This window comes from Blastomonas fulva, assembly GCF_003431825.1.
GTDB classification, from domain to species: Bacteria; Pseudomonadota; Alphaproteobacteria; order Sphingomonadales; family Sphingomonadaceae; genus Blastomonas; species Blastomonas fulva.
The window spans coordinates 1,208,168-1,226,232 of sequence record NZ_CP020083.1 but is presented as its reverse complement, the minus strand read 5'-3'; the positions used below and the strand labels follow the sequence as shown (position 1 = coordinate 1,226,232).

General features: G+C 66.7%; 18 protein-coding genes. 3 read left to right on the top strand and 15 right to left on the bottom strand.

Annotation, left to right across the window (positions count from 1 at the left end):
- Positions 1 to 111: 111 nt before the first annotated feature.
- Positions 112 to 864, bottom strand: coding sequence for a hypothetical protein (locus tag B5J99_RS05745; RefSeq protein ID WP_211337882.1), 753 nt, complete (start codon positions 862 to 864; stop codon positions 112 to 114).
- A gap of 126 nt (positions 865 to 990) precedes the next feature.
- On the opposite strand from B5J99_RS05745, the gene B5J99_RS05740 reads away from it, so the two are divergent.
- Together B5J99_RS05740 and B5J99_RS05735 are read left to right on the top strand one after the other, a co-directional pair.
- A complete protein-coding gene (locus B5J99_RS05740) occupies positions 991 to 1,758 on the top strand; it encodes a hypothetical protein (RefSeq protein WP_117351835.1) in 768 nt (255 codons plus the stop codon).
- Complete coding sequence (locus tag B5J99_RS05735; protein WP_162892687.1) at positions 1,758 to 2,735, top strand: quinone oxidoreductase family protein; 978 nt, start codon at positions 1,758 to 1,760, stop codon at positions 2,733 to 2,735. The genes B5J99_RS05740 and B5J99_RS05735 overlap by 1 nt, the downstream gene beginning before the upstream one ends.
- Before the next feature lie 115 nt (positions 2,736 to 2,850).
- Here the strand turns inward: B5J99_RS05735 and B5J99_RS05730 are convergent, their stop codons facing one another.
- From B5J99_RS05730 to B5J99_RS05680, 11 genes are all read right to left on the bottom strand, one after another.
- Positions 2,851 to 3,627, bottom strand: a complete 777-nt coding sequence (locus tag B5J99_RS05730) for an aspartate/glutamate racemase family protein (RefSeq protein ID WP_117351833.1) — start codon at positions 3,625 to 3,627, stop codon at positions 2,851 to 2,853.
- Between the two features lie 25 nt (positions 3,628 to 3,652).
- Positions 3,653 to 4,561, bottom strand: coding sequence for a VOC family protein (locus B5J99_RS05725; protein ID WP_117351832.1), 909 nt, complete (start codon positions 4,559 to 4,561; stop codon positions 3,653 to 3,655).
- A gap of 15 nt (positions 4,562 to 4,576) precedes the next feature.
- Positions 4,577 to 5,455, bottom strand: coding sequence for an alpha/beta fold hydrolase (locus B5J99_RS05720; protein ID WP_162892470.1), 879 nt, complete (start codon positions 5,453 to 5,455; stop codon positions 4,577 to 4,579).
- A 13-nt stretch (positions 5,456 to 5,468) separates the two neighbouring features.
- Positions 5,469 to 6,230 (bottom strand): enoyl-CoA hydratase/isomerase family protein, encoded by a 762-nt coding sequence (locus tag B5J99_RS05715; protein WP_117351830.1) that lies wholly within the window; start codon positions 6,228 to 6,230, stop codon positions 5,469 to 5,471.
- Positions 6,227 to 7,093: a polysaccharide deacetylase family protein gene (locus B5J99_RS05710; RefSeq protein ID WP_054135094.1), complete on the bottom strand. Its 867-nt coding sequence runs from the start codon at positions 7,091 to 7,093 to the stop codon at positions 6,227 to 6,229. Before B5J99_RS05710 ends, B5J99_RS05715 begins: the two co-directional genes overlap by 4 nt.
- A gap of 192 nt (positions 7,094 to 7,285) precedes the next feature.
- Positions 7,286 to 8,083, bottom strand: coding sequence for an SDR family NAD(P)-dependent oxidoreductase (locus tag B5J99_RS05705; protein ID WP_162892469.1), 798 nt, complete (start codon positions 8,081 to 8,083; stop codon positions 7,286 to 7,288).
- Positions 8,083 to 8,388 (bottom strand): REDY-like protein HapK, encoded by a 306-nt coding sequence (locus B5J99_RS05700; RefSeq protein WP_054135092.1) that lies wholly within the window; start codon positions 8,386 to 8,388, stop codon positions 8,083 to 8,085. Before B5J99_RS05700 ends, B5J99_RS05705 begins: the two co-directional genes overlap by 1 nt.
- Complete coding sequence (locus tag B5J99_RS05695) at positions 8,385 to 9,554, bottom strand: amidase (protein ID WP_117351828.1); 1,170 nt, start codon at positions 9,552 to 9,554, stop codon at positions 8,385 to 8,387. Before B5J99_RS05695 ends, B5J99_RS05700 begins: the two co-directional genes overlap by 4 nt.
- Before the next feature lie 121 nt (positions 9,555 to 9,675).
- Positions 9,676 to 11,055 carry a phenylacetate--CoA ligase family protein gene (locus tag B5J99_RS05690; protein WP_117351827.1) on the bottom strand — a complete coding sequence of 460 codons (1,380 nt, stop codon included), beginning with the start codon at positions 11,053 to 11,055 and terminating at the stop codon, positions 9,676 to 9,678.
- On the bottom strand, positions 11,052 to 12,428 hold the full coding sequence (locus tag B5J99_RS05685; RefSeq protein ID WP_117351826.1) for an MmgE/PrpD family protein: 1,377 nt from the start codon (positions 12,426 to 12,428) through the stop codon (positions 11,052 to 11,054). The genes B5J99_RS05690 and B5J99_RS05685 overlap by 4 nt, the downstream gene beginning before the upstream one ends.
- Positions 12,425 to 13,603 carry an MmgE/PrpD family protein gene (locus B5J99_RS05680; RefSeq protein ID WP_162892468.1) on the bottom strand — a complete coding sequence of 393 codons (1,179 nt, stop codon included), beginning with the start codon at positions 13,601 to 13,603 and terminating at the stop codon, positions 12,425 to 12,427. The genes B5J99_RS05685 and B5J99_RS05680 overlap by 4 nt, the downstream gene beginning before the upstream one ends.
- A gap of 110 nt (positions 13,604 to 13,713) precedes the next feature.
- On the opposite strand from B5J99_RS05680, the gene B5J99_RS05675 reads away from it, so the two are divergent.
- On the top strand, positions 13,714 to 14,529 hold the full coding sequence (locus B5J99_RS05675; RefSeq protein ID WP_054136556.1) for a GntR family transcriptional regulator: 816 nt from the start codon (positions 13,714 to 13,716) through the stop codon (positions 14,527 to 14,529).
- Between the two features lie 8 nt (positions 14,530 to 14,537).
- On the opposite strand, the gene B5J99_RS05670 is transcribed toward B5J99_RS05675, so the two are convergent.
- From B5J99_RS05670 to B5J99_RS05660, 3 genes are read right to left on the bottom strand one after another with little or no spacing between them, the layout of a single operon-like run.
- Positions 14,538 to 15,626, bottom strand: coding sequence for a CaiB/BaiF CoA transferase family protein (locus B5J99_RS05670; RefSeq protein ID WP_117351824.1), 1,089 nt, complete (start codon positions 15,624 to 15,626; stop codon positions 14,538 to 14,540).
- 3 nt (positions 15,627 to 15,629) lie between these two features.
- The gene (locus B5J99_RS05665) at positions 15,630 to 16,832 is read right to left on the bottom strand and encodes a CaiB/BaiF CoA transferase family protein (protein ID WP_117351823.1); all 1,203 of its coding nucleotides are present in this window, start codon (positions 16,830 to 16,832) and stop codon (positions 15,630 to 15,632) included.
- A gap of 16 nt (positions 16,833 to 16,848) precedes the next feature.
- Positions 16,849 to 18,027, bottom strand: a complete 1,179-nt coding sequence (locus B5J99_RS05660; RefSeq protein ID WP_054136553.1) for an acyl-CoA dehydrogenase family protein — start codon at positions 18,025 to 18,027, stop codon at positions 16,849 to 16,851.
- Positions 18,028 to 18,065: the final 38 nt, after the last annotated feature.

Genomic DNA, 18,065 nt, shown 5'->3' with positions numbered 1-18,065 from the left:
TATTTTGAGCGGTACCACCCGGTGATTGGGACGCTCAAAGTTATAGAGCAGGCAGATGAGGCAGCTCTTAGATCGCTGCGGATAAGCCCCTGCTCAAGGTAGAAATTGGCCTTAGGTCGGCTTAGTGTCGGGAGATGACGGCGGTTCAAAAAACGCCGGGTCGATGGGTTCACCAACCTTCACATCGCGCCAGTACACCGTGTTCGCTTTCACCCCGTTGTAATACAGCGTGACCTCGCGCGCCTGCACCCAGCCTGAGGGCAGGCGGATAAAGTCGTCATAATACCGCTCGTGAAAGCCGCGCGGGGTGACGAAACCCATGTAGCGGATATAGTGGCTCTGCCGGTCGATGCCGAACAGGGTGGTCGCACCATCGGGGGAGATTACCCGTATCAGAGCGATTGGGTGGCCGCCGACATCGCGATCGGGCGCGCGTTCCAACGTGAACCCGGTGCCCAGCGCCTCGCGGATGATGCCGAAGCCGAAATTGCTCGCCCAATAGGCATCGGCCTGGTCCTTGGGCATCACGCCCTTTTCGGTCCAAGTGGTGGTCCCGTCATACCCGACCTCGAACATCAGCCTGTCTCCGGACTTTGCGGTGATCCGTACCTTGCCGTCTGCGCCGTGCGCGGTGGTGCGGTTCGGATTCATCGCGCGCCACATGCGATAGTCGTCCGCGGTGCTGCGCGGGGTGGCGCTGTCGGGCGCATAGAAGACCGCATGGCCTGCCAGATACAGCGTCGTTGGGTTGAGCCAGGCCTCGCCGCCCGCCGCCTCGACCGCGCGCTCCAGCACCGCGCGCGCGTTCTCTTCGGGCGCTGCGCGCAAAGGAACCAGCGCCAGGCACAGCCATGCCGCAGCCATACAGAACATCCGGACCATCATCGTCTCCTGCCATCATGGGCGCCAAGACTAGCACGTCCTTCGTGAAGCGCAATTTGTCCGGACATTTCGATTGACCCGGGCGCCCGCCGCCGCTTCAATGCAACGATGACATCGTTTCTCCCCGCGCTGCTGATGGGCGTCGCCAGCCCCGCGCTGACCCAGCCGGCGCCCATTGCCCAGGGCATCTTCACCAACGAGGAGCAGGTGTATTTCGACGGCGAGGCCGGCCGCACGCCGCCGCCGTGGACCGGGGTACAGATCGATCCGGGCGAGGGTTCGGCGCTGGTCTGGCAGACGATCGACCGGTTCGGAACCGTGCTGGCCAGCGTGCCTGTGGTCGCAAGCGCCGATCGATGGCGCATCGGCGATTGCACGCTGGGTCTGACCGGGTCGTCCTATGGCGCGATGACCTTCTCGCCGCAAAGCAAAGGCTGTGCCGGGGCGACCGTGCCGCTGCGGATCGATGGCGCAGGCATGACACTGCGCCTTCCCGATGGCAGCAATTCGCTGCTGCGCAGGGCGCGGCCGTTCACCTGCTGGCTGACGGTGAAGCGCGATGCCGCTGGATCTTCCGGCGCCACGTCCGAGAACAACGAGGACTGGCTGTTCAAGAGCAACATGCGCACGCATGATCAGGGCGGGCGGTTGCGGCTTGGCGGCGGCGACAGCGGCGCGCCTGAAGCGATCATCCGTATCCGCAATGTGGTCTGGCCCGAGCCGACCCGCAATCCCCCGAGCCTCGTGCTCTATGTCTTTACCCCCGATGACACGAACCGGGCGGTCGCCTATGGTTGGGCCGACCCCGGTGCGGTCCGGGTCGGAATCAACCAGCGCTGGATGCAGGCCAGTTGCACATTGGATGGAGCAGAATGATGCAGGCACGCACAGCGATGTTCGCGCGGACCGGTGGGCCCGAAGTGATCGAGTGGCACACGGTCGATGTCCCCGCACCCGGTGCAGGTGAGGTGACGCTGCGCCAGACCGCGGTTGGCCTCAATTATATCGACACCTATCATCGCGGCGGGATCTACCCGGTGGAGCTGCCCAGCGGCCTGGGGCTGGAAGCGGCAGGCATTATCGAAGCGGTGGGCGAAGGCGTCGAGGGCCTGGCGGCAGGCGACCGCGTCGCGACCTTCGGCCCGGCGCGCGGTGCCTATGCCGATGTGCGCAATGTCGCGGCCTCGAGCCTGTTCAAGCTGCCCGACAACATTTCCGACGAGATCGCGGCTGCGGCCCTGCTCAAGGGCTGTACCACCGAGTTTCTGGTCGAGCGCTGCGCCAGGGTCCAGCCGGGCCAGGCGGTGCTGGTCCATGCCGCCGCCGGCGGGGTGGGGCTTCTCCTTGTGCAATGGCTCAAGGCCGTGGGCGCGACGGTGATCGGTACGGTGAGCAGCGAGGCCAAGGCCGCGCTCGCGCGGCAAGCGGGCGCCGACCATATCGTGTTTTATACCCGCGAGGACACCGCCAAGCGCGTGCGCGAACTGACCGGCGGGGCGGGGGTGCGCGTGGTGTTCGATGGCGTCGGGCTCGATACCTGGGAAGCCTCGCTCGACAGCACGGGCAAGCGCGGGCTGATCGTCTCTTATGGCAATGCCAGCGCGCCGGTGACCGGGATCAGCCTGGGCGTGCTCGCGACCAAAGGCTCGCTCTACAACACCCGGCCCACATTGTTCGATTACTACACCGACCCCGCCGAACGCGCAGCCGGCGCAGCGCGGCTGTGGGAGATGATCGGATCGGGCAAGGTCAAGGTCACCATCGGCCAGACCTATCCGCTCGAACAGGCGGCGCAGGCGCACCGTGATCTCGAATCACGCGCGACGAGCGGATCGACGCTGCTGGTTCCCTGACGGGGTAAAGCAACGAAGCCCTATCCATCTCCCGCGAAGGTGGGAGCCCATCTCTCATCCGCAACGCCATCTTGCTGGAGCAGGAGATGGGCCCCTGCCTTCGCAGGGGACCGCGTCAGCCGATGCAGACTGGGCAGTCTTCGGCGGGTTCGCCCGCAATCGCACCCACCATCGCGCGCAGCAGTTCGGCGCGGCCTTCGCGCAGATGCGGTGTCACGGTTAGCGGCGGTGCCGTGATCGCTGCCCTGACACCTGCGGCAAGCGGGTTGATGATCGGGATGTCGACCGCGTCCGCGATTCCATCGGCCATGCCCGACATGCAGGTGCAGCCCAGCATCACCGCCTGCGCGCCGCGCGCGTCAAGCTCGGCTACGCCCGCGAGCACCTTGTGCACAACGCCCTCGCGGCCTTCGCGGATCTGCGTCAGATAGCCGTCGGGCCCGGCGAGCACCTCGGTGTCGCTGTTCTCGCCGACATTGATGATGCCGACACAGGCGTGCGCGCAGCCGCTTGCGGCAAGCCGTTCTGCCAGGATGAAGTTCATCGATTCGGGCCAGACGGTGACGATCCCGAACCTGCGGCCCTGCGCCGCCGCCTCGGCCAGCCCCGCCTCGCCCGATCCGATTGCGGGGACGCGCAGCATCGCGGCGAGTCCGTAATCGCCGACGCTGTCGATCACCACCGCGCCGCAGCCATCTTCGGCCGCCTGCAGCGCGGCCTCGGCATGCCCCAGCGCCTGCATTGACTGTTCGAGGGGGGTGTAGGGGAAGGCCGGGACGCGCGAGGGATAGGCGACCAGCTCCAGTCCGGGCAGCAGCACTGCCAGCTTGGGTGCGGGGCCGGTGCGCTGAAGCGGGTTCGGAACCGTCCCGATCAGCCCGATCCGCCTCACGCCTGCCCCCGTAACGCCATGCCTGTCAAGAAAGCCCGGTCTCGATCAGCTCGATCAGTTCGCCCGAGGGCCCGCGCACCGTGGCGGCCATGTTGCCCATGTACAGGTCGCCATGCCGCAGCACCGGCTCGGTCAGGAATTCCACGTCGAGATCGTCGAAGCTCTCGACCGCCAGCGTCACCATCGCGTTGCCCGGCGGCAGCATGCCGGCATGCGCGGGGCGGATGGTCGCTTCCGGCGGATAATCGTCGATCTCCAGGATCGGCAGCCGCTCGTTCTGCACCATGGTGATGACCGTCTGCGTTCCCGCCGGCTTGGCGAAGGCAGCGTTGATCATCGAGTATTCGAGCGTGTAGCTGTCACCCTCGTCGAGCCTGAGCGCGTGGCGGTACCAGTCGACCGAGGCCATCCGGTCCTGCGCCGCGAGGATCACGATGAAGATATGGTCGGTCAGGCTCATTGCCCTGGGCAGGTCGGACGAGGGCGTATCCATCGCCACCTCGTTCAGATAGATCATCTCGTCGCCGCGCCCCAGAACCTGCATCGGGATGAAATAGGGCAGGCCCGCGATCTCCTTGGGCGGGCCGATGACGCGAAACCCGCTGCCCTCGAGCCGATCTGGCCAGCCGAACACGTCCTTGACCGTCAGCTCATAAGCGGCCCAGCCATAGGTGCGGGTGGGTTTGAAATCGGGATGGTCTGCCTGCTCGACCAGCCGGATAAAGCAGTGCGCGCCGCTTTGGGGGCGCAGCATCGCATAAGGCGCGCCTGCGCTCTGTGGGCACCCCCAGCTCGCGGCAAGATCGGCAGCAAGCGGGCCCGTCTCGACCAGATCGAGCCCCAGCCGCCCCTGATAATCGGCCAATGCCGCGTCCAGATCGGGCGTGACGACAACGCCCCCCATGATCGTTCCGTGCTTGAGGTGATGCGACATCGGTGGGCCTTTCGGTTATGCGGACAGGACAGGCTTTCTTGTGCAGGCGGGCAAGGTCAGTGCGGCAAAGGGGTCGGCCTGTGCGGCCAGAAAACTCTCGACCAAAGCGGCGGCCTCGTTCGCATGCAGATCGAGAAAGCCATGGCCCCAGCCATCGAGCATCACCATGCGAGCATGGTGCAGCAACGCGGGTGCGGGCAGGGTGTGCGCGCGCAGGTCATCCTCGGGGTTGAGCAGCAGCACCGGCTGATCGACGTCCGCCAGCCGCATCCCCGGAGCAAAGCCGAACGCGGCATCATGCCCCCAATGCTCGATATTGCGGCCCATCAGCCCATCGGGAAAGGCATCGTTGATCGCGTCGAGTGGCAGCCCGCCGGCCGAGAAGTGGTGGTGAAAGCGCTGCCAGCGGTGCAGGATGTGGCTGCCATCGGCCTCTGGCGCGCGATGGCGGTATTCGGCGCGCATCTGGGCGAGGTCCTCGGCGCTGAACACCGGCGCGGAGACCAGCACGAGCCGCCTGATCTGCCGGGGGCGCTCGGCGGCCAGCTGGCAGGCGATCATCGATCCGGTGTGATAGCCCATCAGGTCGACCGCGCGGTCTTCGACGATCGCCTCGATTCCCGCGATCAGCGCATCTGCATAATCGGCGATCGCGGGCGGGCGCGGCGGGGCATCGGACATGCCGAAGCCCGGCGTGTCGAACGCCATCACATGCCGCCCGCTGATCGCGGACAACGGCCCCATGAAACGCTCGAAGGTGCGCCCGGTCATCGGGCTCATATGGAAGCAGGCAAGGCTCGGATGGGCCGGATCGGGCTGTCCTGCCTCGCGCACGTGAATCTGGCCGAAAGGGCCGTCGACATAGCGGCGGCGCACGGTTGCAGGTGATGCCACGCCATCCATCCTGTCAGAACTCCGCCTTGCGCTTGGCGAGGAACGCCGCGACGCCCTCGGCGAAATCCGGCCCGCCAAAGGCATCGGAAAACTGCGCCAGCGTTTCGGCATCGTCCTCGGCCTGGCCGTGGAGGATGCGGCTGATCATCGCCTTGCTGGCGCGCACACTATGCGACGAAACCTGGGCGATTTGAAGCGCAAGCGCTTCTGCGGCGGCGGCGGCATCGTCGGCCAGTTCGTCGATCAGCCCGATCCGCAGCGCCTGGTCCGCATCGATCAGCTGCGCGGTGAACAGCATGCGCTTGGCCGCCGCTGGGCCCACCAGATCGACCAGCAGCTTGGTATCATGCAGTGAATAGACAAGGCCCAGTTTGGCAGGCGTGATCCCGAACCGCGCGGCAGGCGCCGCAATGCGGAAATCGCAGGCCAGCGAGAGCCCGCAGCCGCCGCCGATGCAGTCGCCCTCGATCTGCGCGATCACCGGCTTGGGCGCGCGCGCCAGCGTCTCCATCGCGCGGCGAATCGCGGCCTGGTTTTTGGTGCGCCAGTGCGGGTCCTGCGCGCCTGCACCGAATTCGGCGATATCCGCCCCCGCGCTGAACGCACCCGGCTGGCTCGCGCGCAGAATCATCACGCGGACATCGGGGTTGATCATCGCCTGGTCGATGCGCCCGGGCAGCTGTTCCCACATGCTTTGCGTGAACGCGTTGCGCTTGTCGGGCCGGTCGACGATCAGGTGCGCGATGCGGTTATCGAGGGTAAGGGAGAGGGTCATGGCTTCACCGTCCAGGCGAAATGCTGCGCGATCGCGCGCCTTGTCGTCACCCACACGTCGTTCTTGCTGCGCACATGGCGGAAGAACTCCTCCAGCGCCCAGATGCGCCCGGGCCTGCCGATGATCCGCAGGTGCAGCCCCAGCGACATCATCTTGGGATTGCCCTCCTCGCCTTCCGCATAGAGCTGGTCGAAGCAGCGCACCGCGTAGTCGAGCCACTGGTTCGGCGTCATCGCCGGATCGGTCCACATCTTCATGTCGTTGGTGTCGAGCTGATAGGGCATGATCACCATCGGCTTGCCGGGCACGGTGTCGCGGTCCCAATAGGGAATGTCGCCCGAATAGTCGTCCATATGATATTCGAACCCGGCCTCGCTGAGCAGGCGGCGGGTGTTGTCGGTGTGCAGATAGCGCGACAGCCAGCCATAGGGACGGGTGCCCGTGGTCTTCTCGATCGAGTCGACGGCCTTCGCGATGAACTCGCGCTCGGCCGCTTCGTCCATCTTGAACTGGTGCACCCAGCGCCAGCCATGGCTGACCGGCTCGTGGCCCAGCTCGACGATGGCCGCAGCGATCTCGGGATGATTTTCCAGCGCCATCGCCGCCACCGTCCAGCTCGCCATGATGTCATAGCGCTTCAAGAGCTTGACCACGCGCGGCGCGCCGGCCTTGATGCCGTAGAGATAGTTGCTCTCGTTGCCATAGTTGCGGATGGCGGATTTGACGTGGACACCCAGCTCGTCGACCGGTTCCATCCCCCGGTCGCCGCGCGCGATGGTCATCTCGCTGCCTTCCTCGACATTGACCACGACGCTCAACGCCAGCTTCGCGCCGTTTGGCCAGTCGATCCGTTCTTCGATCATTTCACTTCGTCTCCAAAACCCCTCTCCCTTGACGGGAGAGGGTTGCGCAGACTTGGACCTGGCAAGGTCCTAGTCGAAGCTGGGAGAGGGTGATGCTGCGGTGGCGATCTTGCGCCCCCCTCTCCAACTGCGCCTGGCGAGCAAGCTCGCAAGGCTTCGTATCCTCTCCCGCAAGGGGAGAGGAGGTTTGCGTCAGTGCATCTCCTCGCCGCCCGAGACGTTGAGCGCCTCGCCGGTGACGTACACCGCATCGTCGCTCGCCAGCCAGGCGCAGGCGGACGCGGTGTCGCTGGCCAGGCCTGGGCGGCCCATCGGGTTCTTGGCCTTCATGTTGGCAAGATACGCCTCGACGCTGGCAAAGCCCAAGAGCTTCGAGAAATACTCGTTCTGCTGCGCGCCCAGGCCAGTCGTCACATGGTTGGGGCAGACCGCGTTGACGGTGATCCCGTGCGCGCCCAGCTCCACCGCGCTCGCGCGCGTCAGCCCGACCATGCCGTGCTTCGAGCTGACATAGGCGGGCAGGTGCGGAAAGCCGGTCTTGGCGGCCTGGCTGGCGATGTTGATGATCCGCCCGCCGCGCGCACCTGCGATCATCGCCCTGGCCGCAGCCTGGGTGCAGTAGAACGCGCCCGACAGGTTGACGGCGAGCACCTGGTCCCAGTCGGCCGGGTCGACATCGAGCAAAGGCTTCATCATGAAGCCGATCCCAGCATTGTTGACGAAGACATCGAGCGACCCGAACGCGGCGATCGCGCCATCGACCAGCGCGCGGCATTCGTCCGCTTTGGCGACGTTGCACGCGATCGCCGCAACCTTGGCCCCGCGCCCGCGCAGTTCGCCGGCGACCTCTTGCGCCTCGGCATCGATGACGAGGTCCGAGAGCACGCAGTTCGCGCCCTCATCGGCAAAACGCTGCAGGATCGCCTGGCCCAGCCCCTTGTGCTTGCCCGAGCCGGTGACGACGATCGTCTTCCCCTCGAACCGGCGCATCACAGATCCTCGGTGAGGATGAACTGCGGGTTGTCGGCATAATCCTGGAAGGGCGCGGCCATCGCCTGGAATTCGGGGGTGCTGATGTCGGCGATGAACGGGTCCATCGCGGCAATGTCGATGATCTCGATATAGGCGTAGGGCGAGGCGGCGTCCGATCCGAACAGCCCGGTCGCGCGGTGCACGGTAAAGCTGCTGACCGACGACAGCGCGTTGACGCCGGGGATGTCGCGGGTGCGCGCCCAGTCTTCATAGTCGCTGACCGATACGCCGGGCTTGAGATTGAACAGCACGATGATCTTCATGGGACGGGCTCCTTGGCTAGAGTGGGCGGGCGATAGGCGGCGAGCGCGGCATCGAGCGCGCGCGCGCGGGCGAACAGGGCAACCTCGCTCCCCGTCGCGCCGATCAGTTGCACGCCGACGGGCAGGCCATCGGCGCTGAACCCTGCGGGCAGAGCGAGCGCGGGCAGGCCTGCGACATTGGCGAGGCAGGTGAAATCGGCCTGGTTGGCGGGGGCTGTGGTGCAATGCGCAAACGCGGTCTGCGGCGCGGTGGGCAGCAGCAAGGTGCCATGGTCGGCGACGATCGCGCGCACCGCGTCCGCCGTTTCGGCCAGTACGCGCTGGTCCTCGGCCCAGTCCGCCTCCGCCCGGCGCGGGCCATAGGCGATCAGCCGCCTGAGGTGATCGGAGAGCAGGGCCGGGTCGGCGTCGGCGAAGTGCGTGGCCATGAAGCGCACGGTCCGTATGAACCCGGCATAGCGCACCCGCGAGAGCGGGTGGGGCAGGGTGACGTGCGCGATCTCGCCGATCGCGGACCTTGCCGCGCCGAAACCCTCCAGCACCGCCGGCTCGCATTCGACGGCGCCAAGATCGGCCAGTGTCGCACATCCGAGCGCGGCAGGCGCTTCGCCGAACTCGGAGATGACGCGCGCGACCTTTTCGAGCAGATCGAGCGAGCGCGCCAGCGGGCCGATTGCATCGAAGCCGGGCTCGGCGAGCTCGAGACCATGCTGGCTGACGCGCTCGGGGCCCGGCTTGAAGCCATAGATGCCGCAATAGGCCGCCGGGATGCGGATCGATCCCATCGTGTCGGTGCCAAGCGCCGCGTCGCACAGCTTTGCGGCGACCGCCGCGCCGCTGCCGCCCGAGGAGCCTCCGGGGGTATGGCCCATCCGGTGCGGGTTGTGGGTGGCGCCGAACCATGGGTTGTCGGTCTTGGCGCCGAGCGCTGCCTCTTCCATGTTGAGGATGCCGGTGATCGACGCCCCGGCAGCGCGCAGGCGGGCCACGACTTCGGCGTCCTCGCTGGCGATCCGGTCACGGAACAGCGCCATGCCGGCGGTCCAGTGCAGGCCTGCGACCGCGATGTTGGCCTTCACGCCGATGGTGATGCTGGTGAGGGAGCCGGACGATGTGGGAGCGTCGGGGGCGTGTTCGACAAAGGCGTTGTAGGGGTCGAGGGTCACCTTCCCCTCCCTTTCAGGGAGGGGTTAGGGGTGGGTAGGCGAGATGGAGCCGACAGTGGTGCTCGCATCCACCCACCCCCAGCCCCTCCCTGTCCAGGGAGGGGAGCAAGGTTGGCCGCGCTCATACCCCCCGCTCGTCGATCAGCCGGATCGGCTTTTGCCGCACCTCGATCTGCGTCAGCGGGGCGGTGCCTCCGGGCGCGACCAGATCGACGCTGACCTCGACCCCCAGCCCGCGGCGCAGCAGTTCGGCGAGCGCGCTGGAGTCAGTGCCGCCGCGGCTTTCGAGGGTCACCGTCATATCGTCGCGCTGCGTTGAAGGATCGCGCACCAGCCGACAGACGAACTCGCCGGTCAAGTCGCTGCGGTTCTCGATCAGCGCACCGATCGCGTGCGGGAAGACGTTGATGCCGCGCAGTTTGACCATGTTGTCGCTGCGGCCCTTGAACCCCGCGATGCGCTTGAACGCCATGCCGGTGGCGTTGGCGCCGGTGAGCTCGTGCGTGATGTCATGCGTGTTGAAGCGTATGCAGGGGGCGACATCGTCCTTGAACAGACAGGTGACCACCATGTCGCCGGTCTCGCCGGGCGCTACGGGCTTGCCGGTGTCGATGTCGAGCAGCTCGAGATACTGCGCGTCCTCCCACACATACAGCCCGTCGCGCTCGGGCCCCTCGCCCGCGATCGACCCTGTATCGCCCACGCCATACCAGTCGAACGCCTTGGCCCCGCCCCACGCGGCTTCCACCGATGCGCGGTCCTCGGTGCCCAGATGCCCGCAGATCATGCGGATGTTGATCTGCTCCATCAGCTTTTCGGCAGCAGCAGTTTCGGCGAGCTTGCGGATGTAATCGACAAAGCCGACCAGCACGGTAACCCCGAAATCGGCCATCAGGTTGACCTGATTGAGCGAACGCGTCTCGATACCGGTGCCTGCCGAGAGGAACAGCGAGTTGGTGAAATGGGTGACGGCCTCGCGGATGTAATGCCCGCCATTGATCATGCCATGGCCATAGACCGACTGGATGACGTCGGAGGGTTGGAGGCCCTGCCAGCGGTACATGCGGCCCACCAGCAGATTGGTGATCTCGCGCCCCTTGGGGCCGAACAGCAAGGCCTGCGGGCGTCCCGTGGTGCCCGAGGTTGTGTGGAAGATGGCAGGCGCGCGGCTGGGATCGCTGCTGTCGATCCCGGCGAAATCGCCGAACGGCGGGTGGTCGGCGATCGAGGCCATCAGGTCCGATTTGTCGTACACCGGCAGTTTGGCGATATCGGCCAGCCCCTTGATATCCCCCGGCTCGATCCCCGCATTGCCCCACAGCCGCCGGTAGAACGGGATCTGCCAGCCGCGCTGCATCAGGCGGCGGAACTGGCGGTCCTGGATGGCGAAAAGCTCGTCGCGGCTCATGCCGGTATAGCGCTGCGTGAACGCATCCCCGACCGGGTAATCGGCGAGCATCTGTTTCGCGTCAAAGGCTTCGAAATAGCTGGGGAAGGTCATGGGAGGACTGTTGCTCCTTTTCCGTTTGTCCCGAGCGCAGTCGAGGGACTTTGCGCCACGTCCCTCGATTGCGCTCGGGACAAACAGGTGGGGTTTGTGAAGTAGACAAGCGGATCGTCGAACAGCCGCGCATCGGGGACATCACCTGCCAACTCGCGGGCGAGCGCACGCTTGGCGGCGGTGCCTGCCGCGGACAAAGGCGCATCGGGGCTGCCCAAAGTATGCGGGATCGCGCGCTCGATGGTGCTGCCATCGGCGAGGCGCACCACCAGAGCTTGCGGGAACAGCGCATTGGGATCGGGATTGCCGTCCACGGTGATGGCGAGCTTGCACGCGAGCGCCTGCAGCGCGGGGTCCGCCAGCGTTTCGGGCACGAACCGGCGCGGGTCGATGCGGCCATCGGTGATCATCAGTGCGGCGAGCATCGGCAGGCACAGCCGCGCATAGGCTGGCGTCATGTCGGCGATGACAGGACGCCCCACCAGCCGCGCGATCAGCGGCGGGACATAGGCCTCGATCGACTCCACGGCAGCAGGGTCGAGCGCCAGATCGCTAAGCGTGCCCAGCACGGCATGGCTGGCGCGGCCCGAAGGATAGGGCTTCACGCTGATCTCGGCGATCCGCCAGATGCGGCCCAGCTCTCGGGTGTAGGTGCTAAGGTCGCCGGAATCGAACAGCGTGAAATATCCGAACGGCCCTTCGAGCGCATCATGCGGCCCGGTCAGCCCGGCCTTGACCAGATCGACCGCGGCGATTGCGGCGCGCGCGGCGTTGGCGATCTGCAGCGGCAGCGCGATCGAGCCTTCGACATGCGCCTGCATCGTGCCGGCGAGCGAGGAATAGGCAAGGCCCAGCACGTCCTCGAGGCGCTCCACCTTCTCGATCCGTGCCACCGCCAGCGCCGCGCCGATGCAGCCTGCGGTGGCGGGGCGGAAGAAGCTCAAGGGACTGGTCGCCGCCAGCCCCAGCCCCGACGCAACATCGACGCCGACTGCGAGTGCGGTCAGCGCGTCGTCGGGATCGCACCCGCCCATCCGGTTGATGCTCGCACCCAGCGCGGCGGTCACCACTGACAGCGCATGCACCACGGCAGGCTCGTGCACTGCATCCCATTCGAGGCAGTGGATGGCAAAGCCGTTGACGAAGGCGGCGGATGCTGCGGGCAGGCGCTCGTCCGATCCGATCAGCCGCGCGTCGTCGCCCACACCCCAGCCCCGAGCGGCCTGCAGCACGCCCTCGGCCCCCGGAGCGGTGGATCCGGCGGCGCCCACCGCCAGCGTATCGCCCAGCAGGTGCAGCGCGGCGGCGCGCACGTGCTCCGGCAGCGCATGATCGGCGCGGACGAACGCCAGCAGGTCGCAGGTTGCGCTCATGCCAGCCAGTCCTCGAGCAAGGCGAGCAGCGGGCCGATGCTGGTGCCGTGCAGCGCGATTTCGCGCGCCCGATCCGCCTCGACCGGCTTCAGCCCGCCCCATTGCACCAGCGAGCGCAGCTTCGCGCCGAGCATCTCGGGGCTCGCCGGGCGCTCGGGGTCGCCGCGCGTGTCCGCGAGCGTCATCTGGGCAGTGTCGCTGATCACCCGTGCGCCGAAATGTGCGGGGTAGACTCGCGTGAACTCCTCCGCCTCGCGCACGCACACCTGTGCGCGCTTGTCGGCCAGGGCCGCGATAGCCTGCGCGGTGAAGTCCTCGGGACCCGCCTTGCGGCCATCGGCGATGACGGCAACAGCGTGCTGGATCGAGAATTTCGCGTCGAGCTCGGTCACCGGGTGCGGTCGGTCGCAAAAGCGGATCGCATCGGCATAGGTCTCGACAGCGACCGGAAGGTTCAGCTTGCCCGCCGCCTGCAGTTCGATCGCGCAATCGATCGCCGCATGCGCATGGCGGCACGCCGCCCAGGGCTTGAAGCTGACCGCGTGGATCAGCCAGTTCGGCCCCAGTTCGATCGCCTTGGGATGCTCGACCATCGCGGCATATAGCCCCTGTTCGCCCTCCAGCGCCTGCACCGGCCCGGTGAGGCCTGCGCGGGCAAGCCGCGCCAGCCACAGGCCTTCGAGCGCAGCGCGCGCGGCATGCATCGCCTTGGTCATCACGTCCTCGTGGCGCATCCGCCAGAGGCCTCCGGTCACCGATGCCGCATTCCCCAGCGCCCATCCCGTTGCTTCGGTGTCGAGCGCGAAGATCGAGGCTGCCGCTGCCGCGCCGCCAAATCCGCCTGCGGTCGATGTCGGGTGGAAGTGCGCATAATGGTGCGCATCGAAGGTCGCGCCCACCGCGATCATCGCCTCATAGCCGCGCACCGCGCCATCGAGCGCTGTGTCCATGCCGCACTTTTCCTGCCGCGCGGCAGACAGCGCAGAGGGCCAGATCACCGGACCCGGGTGGAGCAGGGCTGCGCGGTGGACATCGTCCATCTCGAGCACATTGCCGAGCAAGGCGGCGCGGGTGAGGATGTCGGGCTCGGCGGTCCGTGCCACGGCGGCGACCGGCGTGGCCCGCGCACCTGCCACGCACGCCAGCCAGTCGAGCAGGTGCAGCCGGGCGCGCATGCGGTCGCTTTCATTTGGCGAACGGGCCAAATGTGCGCTAAGCCGCTGGGTGAGGCTCGCGGCGGTCATGTGCCCAATTTCCGAGCCCGCCACTGGAGCAGGAGCACGCGTTGAACAGCCCCGTTGAGGCGCCCGACACCCTGATGGAAAAGGTGCCTGAGAAAGGGGGCGACAAGCCCCGTTATCAGCAGCTTGCCGATGAACTTCGCGCGCTGATCCTGTCGGGCAAGCTTGCAGGCAGCAGCGGCTTTCCTACCGAAAGCGCGCTGTGTGCCGAATATGGCGTCAGCCGCTTCACCGTGCGCGAGGCGCTGCGGCGGCTGCAGAACGAGGGCCTGATCGCGCGCAGGCGGGGTTCGGGCACCGTGGTGCAACCGGCGGCCGCGCGCGGCGGCGCGCTGCACCAGCCGCTGTCGAACGTGGGCGAAATCCTGCAATATGCGCGCGATACCCGCATCGCCTATGACCATCTCGGGCTGCAATCCTTGCCCAAGGCGATCGCGGTGCAGATCGCGATGCCGGTCAGCGACAAGTGGTTCCGCTTCCGCGGGGTGCGCCGCCAGATTGCCGATGGCCAGCCGATCGCGCTGACCGAGGCCTATGTCATCGCCGACCTCAAGCGCGCGGTCGAGGAGATCCTGCCCGCTGCCGATGCCGCCGACCAGACCATCAACCCGGGCAGCAACACGCTGTTCCAGTTCATCAGCAACGCGGCGGGTCTGTCGATGTCGCGGGTGACGCAGGATATCCAGGCCGTGCCCGCCAGCGCCGAAGTCGCCGCCGCGCTCGACATTCCGCGGCGCAGCGCATGCCTGCGCATCCTGCGCTGCTATCACGACCAGGACGGGCGGATGTTCGAAATGTCGGTCAGCCACCATCCCGGCGACCGCTTCGCCTATTCGATGCACATCGACGTCGAGGGGTAACGCTGCGCTCATTGCGTGGTCCCGAGCCCCGGCGCTTCCTCCGGTTGCCAGTCGGGCTCGCCCGCAAAGCGGATCGCGGGCGCGATCTGGTGCGCGCCGCCCGCTTCGACCAGCAGGCCGCGGGTGGTCACATGATCGCTGGCCAGCGCCTCGGCAAAATCGAGCACGGGGGAGAAGGCGACGTCCTTGTCCTCGAACCATGCGACCCATTCGTCGCGGCTGCGGCTGGCAAAGGTTGCACGCAGAAAGGCGATCAGCGGCGCCTGCGCAGGTCCGGCATCGGCCTCGCCCAGCGGGATCAGGTCGGGCCTGTCCAGCGCGGTCAGCAGCACCTGCACGAATTTCATCTCGCGCCCGCCCAGCGCAATGTGGCGGCCATCGTGTGTGGCGTAGACCTGATAGAAGCCTGCGCCGCCCAGCGAGCGCTGGGTGGCCGAGCGCGGCGAAGGTCCGCCTGCGATCGCGCTGCCGGCGATATGCGCGCACCAGGGCAGCAGGCTGTCGAACATCGCGATATCGACATAGTCGCCCCTGCCGGTGCGCTGCCGCCCGATCAGCGCCATCAGCACCGCCGACAGCCCGGTGAGGCCAGCGGCCATGTCGGCGGACGGGACGCCGGGGACGACAGGGGTGCCATCGGGTCCGTCATTGACAGCAAGAAAGCCCGACAGCGCCTGCACGGCCAGATCGTGCGCGGGATGATGCGCGAGCGGCCCAGCCTGGCCGAAAGCGGAGACCGAGCAATAGACGATGGCCGGGTTGATCGCGCTGACTGCGGGATAATCGAACCCCAGCCGCTGCATCACCCCGGGGCGGAAGCCCTCGACGAAGACGTCGGCGGTCTTGATCAGCTCGGTGAGCCGCGCGCGGCCCGCGTCGGTCTTGAGGTCGATCACCGCGCTGCGCTTGCCGCGGTTGAGGTTGCGAAACCACACCGACTGGTCCTGCTCGAACGGCGCCATCTGGCGCGCAGGATCACCCGCCACAGGCTCGATCTTGATCACGTCCGCGCCCTGATCGGCCATCATCACCGTCAGCATCGGCCCCGGCAGGAACTGCGACAGGTCGATCACGGTGATGCCGGAAAGCTTGCCCATGGGTCAGACGATGCCGTCGCGTTTGAGCGCGGCGATCTCGTCCGCCGACAGGCCGATGCTGGCGAGCACATCGTCATTGTCCGCGCCCAGCAGCGGCCCGGCGCGCGCGGGCAGCCGCTGGCCATCGACCCGGATCGGGCTGGCGAGCACGCGCAGCTCGGGGCGGTCGGGGTGCTCGACCTGCTGCATCATGCCGGTCTCCTGCAGGAACGGATTGTCCATCGCGCTGGCAAGATCATGCACCGGCGCCACCGGCACCTTGCCCGAGAGCAGGTCGACCCAATGCTGGGTCGGCTGCGTGCCGAACACCGCATCGAGCACCTCCGTCAACACATCGCGATTGGCCAGCCGGTCGGCGGGCTTGCGGAAGCGCGGATCGTCCTTGAGATCGCTGCGGCCGATCGTATCGACGAGGATCGTCCAGAATTTGGGCAACTGCGCCATCACGAACATCCAGCCATCGGCGGAGCGGAACATCTGGCTCGGCGTGACCGACGGGTGCGCAGACCGCGGGGCGCGCGGGGTGACATCGGCCTCGTTCATGTACCACACGGCGGGATAGCTCATCTGGTGCGCGGCGGTGGAGAGCAGGTCGACATCGATGTCGCAGCCGGTGCCCGAACGCTGCGCATCGAGCATCGCGGCGAGCAGGCCGACCGTCATCTGTGTCCCGGTCATGAAATCGACGATCGACAGGCCAAAGCGCACCGGTGGGCCATCGGGCTCGCCGGTCAGCGACAGGAACCCGGCCTCGGCCTGCATGAGGTAATCATAGCCCGGCCATTTGGCGCGCGGGTTGTCGCGGCCATAAGCAGACAGATGCGCGCACACGATCGAGGGGTTGACGGGCCCCAGCGCGGCGTAATCGAGCCCCAGCCTTGCTGGCAGGTCGCCGCGCAGATTGTTGACCATCGCGTGCGATGTCGCGGCAAGATCGCGCAGGATCGCCCGCCCGCGCTCGCTCTGCAGATCGAGCGTCAGCGACTTCTTGTTGAGGTTGAAGGTCTGGAAATACAGGCTTTCGTTCTCGCGCAGGAAATGAGGCCCCACCGCGCGCGCGGTGTCGCCGCCCGGCTGTCCCGGCTTGTTCGGCGGCTCGATCTTGATGACCTCCGCGCCCATCTGCGCCAGGAACATCGTGCCATAGGGTCCGGCGCCATATTGCTCGGCGGACAAGATGCGATAACCGGTCAGCGGCAGCCTCATGCCAGTTGCTCCTCGCTCAAACCGGGTTCCGCTTCACCCATTGCTTGGAAATGATCATCCGCTGCATCTCGTTGGTGCCCTCGCCGATGCACATCAGCAGCGCGTCGCGGTAATAGCGTTCGATCTCGTATTCCTTGGAATAGGCATAGCCGCCATGGATGCGCATTGCCTCTTCCGAATTGCGAACCGCGGCTTCGGAGGCGAAGTATTTCGCCATCCCCGCTTCCATGTCGCAGCGTTCGCCGCGGTCATAGGCTTCGGCGGCATCGAGCGTCAGCAGCCGGGCGGCGCGGGCGCGCGTCACCATCTCGCCGATCTTGAGCTGGATCGCCTGATGGTCGGCGATCGGCTTGCCCATGGTCTGGCGCAATTGCGCATATTCTGTGGCAAGGCGCAGCGACCCGTCGGCCAGCCCGACACCGCGCGCGGCGACGTTGATGCGGCCCAACTCGAGACCGCCAGTGGCCTGGAAGAAGCCCTGGCCCTCGACCCCGCCGATCAGGTTCTCGGCAGGCAGACGATAGTTGTCGAAGATCAGCTCGGCGCTGTCGATCGCCTTGTAGCCCAGCTTGTCGAACTTCTTGCCGACGGTGAAGCCTTCCTGCTTGGGGGCGATGAACAGGCTCATCCCCTTGTAGCGCGGGTCCGCCTTAGCGTCGGTCTTGACCAGCAGCGCAAAGCAGCTGCCCTTGATGGCATTCGAAATCCAGGTCTTGGTGCCGTTGATGACATAGTGATCGCCATCGCGGACCGCCGTCGTGCGGATCGCCTGCAGGTCGGTGCCGGCATTGGGCTCGGTCAGCGCAAGCCCACCGCGAATCTCGCCGCTGGCGAACTTGGGCAGCCATTTCGCCTTCTGCACCGGGGTGCCGAAACGCTCGACCGCGCACGCCATGATCAGGTGCGAGTTGAAGATGCCGGTGATCGCCATCCAGTACGACGAGATCCGCGCGACGATCTTGGCATAGGTCGTCGCAGGCAGGCCGAGGCCGCCATATTCCTGGCCGATAGTGGCACCGAACAGCCCCATTTCGACCATCTGCGCGACCAGCTCCTCGGGCCAGATGTCGTTATGGTCGTGGTGCATGACCACGGGCTTGACTTCGCGTTCGATCCAGCGGTCGATGGCGTCGAGAAAGGCCGCCTCCTCATCCGCGTCGATCGTGCGCATCTCTTCTTTTGGCAGGCTTGCCATGTTCACTACTCCGTCCGCTACCCCTGCTCGCCGCCAAC

Bases quoted from the DNA above. Each gene is read 5' to 3' on its own strand.
- B5J99_RS05745 (WP_211337882.1), bottom strand. From the start codon at position 864: ATGGCTGCGGCATGGCTGTGCCTGGCGCTGGTTCCTTTGCGCGCAGCG.
- B5J99_RS05740 (WP_117351835.1), top strand. From the start codon at position 991: ATGACATCGTTTCTCCCCGCGCTGCTGATGGGCGTCGCCAGCCCCGCG.
- B5J99_RS05735 (WP_162892687.1), top strand. From the start codon at position 1,758: ATGCAGGCACGCACAGCGATGTTCGCGCGGACCGGTGGGCCCGAAGTG.
- B5J99_RS05725 (WP_117351832.1), bottom strand. From the start codon at position 4,561: ATGTCGCATCACCTCAAGCACGGAACGATCATGGGGGGCGTTGTCGTC.
- B5J99_RS05715 (WP_117351830.1), bottom strand. From the start codon at position 6,230: ATGACCCTCTCCCTTACCCTCGATAACCGCATCGCGCACCTGATCGTC.
- B5J99_RS05710 (WP_054135094.1), bottom strand. From the start codon at position 7,093: ATGATCGAAGAACGGATCGACTGGCCAAACGGCGCGAAGCTGGCGTTG.
- B5J99_RS05705 (WP_162892469.1), bottom strand. From the start codon at position 8,083: ATGCGCCGGTTCGAGGGGAAGACGATCGTCGTCACCGGCTCGGGCAAG.
- B5J99_RS05700 (WP_054135092.1), bottom strand. From the start codon at position 8,388: ATGAAGATCATCGTGCTGTTCAATCTCAAGCCCGGCGTATCGGTCAGC.
- B5J99_RS05690 (WP_117351827.1), bottom strand. From the start codon at position 11,055: ATGACCTTCCCCAGCTATTTCGAAGCCTTTGACGCGAAACAGATGCTC.
- B5J99_RS05685 (WP_117351826.1), bottom strand. From the start codon at position 12,428: ATGAGCGCAACCTGCGACCTGCTGGCGTTCGTCCGCGCCGATCATGCG.
- B5J99_RS05680 (WP_162892468.1), bottom strand. From the start codon at position 13,603: ATGCGCGCCCGGCTGCACCTGCTCGACTGGCTGGCGTGCGTGGCAGGT.
- B5J99_RS05670 (WP_117351824.1), bottom strand. From the start codon at position 15,626: ATGGGCAAGCTTTCCGGCATCACCGTGATCGACCTGTCGCAGTTCCTG.
- B5J99_RS05665 (WP_117351823.1), bottom strand. From the start codon at position 16,832: ATGAGGCTGCCGCTGACCGGTTATCGCATCTTGTCCGCCGAGCAATAT.
- B5J99_RS05660 (WP_054136553.1), bottom strand. From the start codon at position 18,027: ATGGCAAGCCTGCCAAAAGAAGAGATGCGCACGATCGACGCGGATGAG.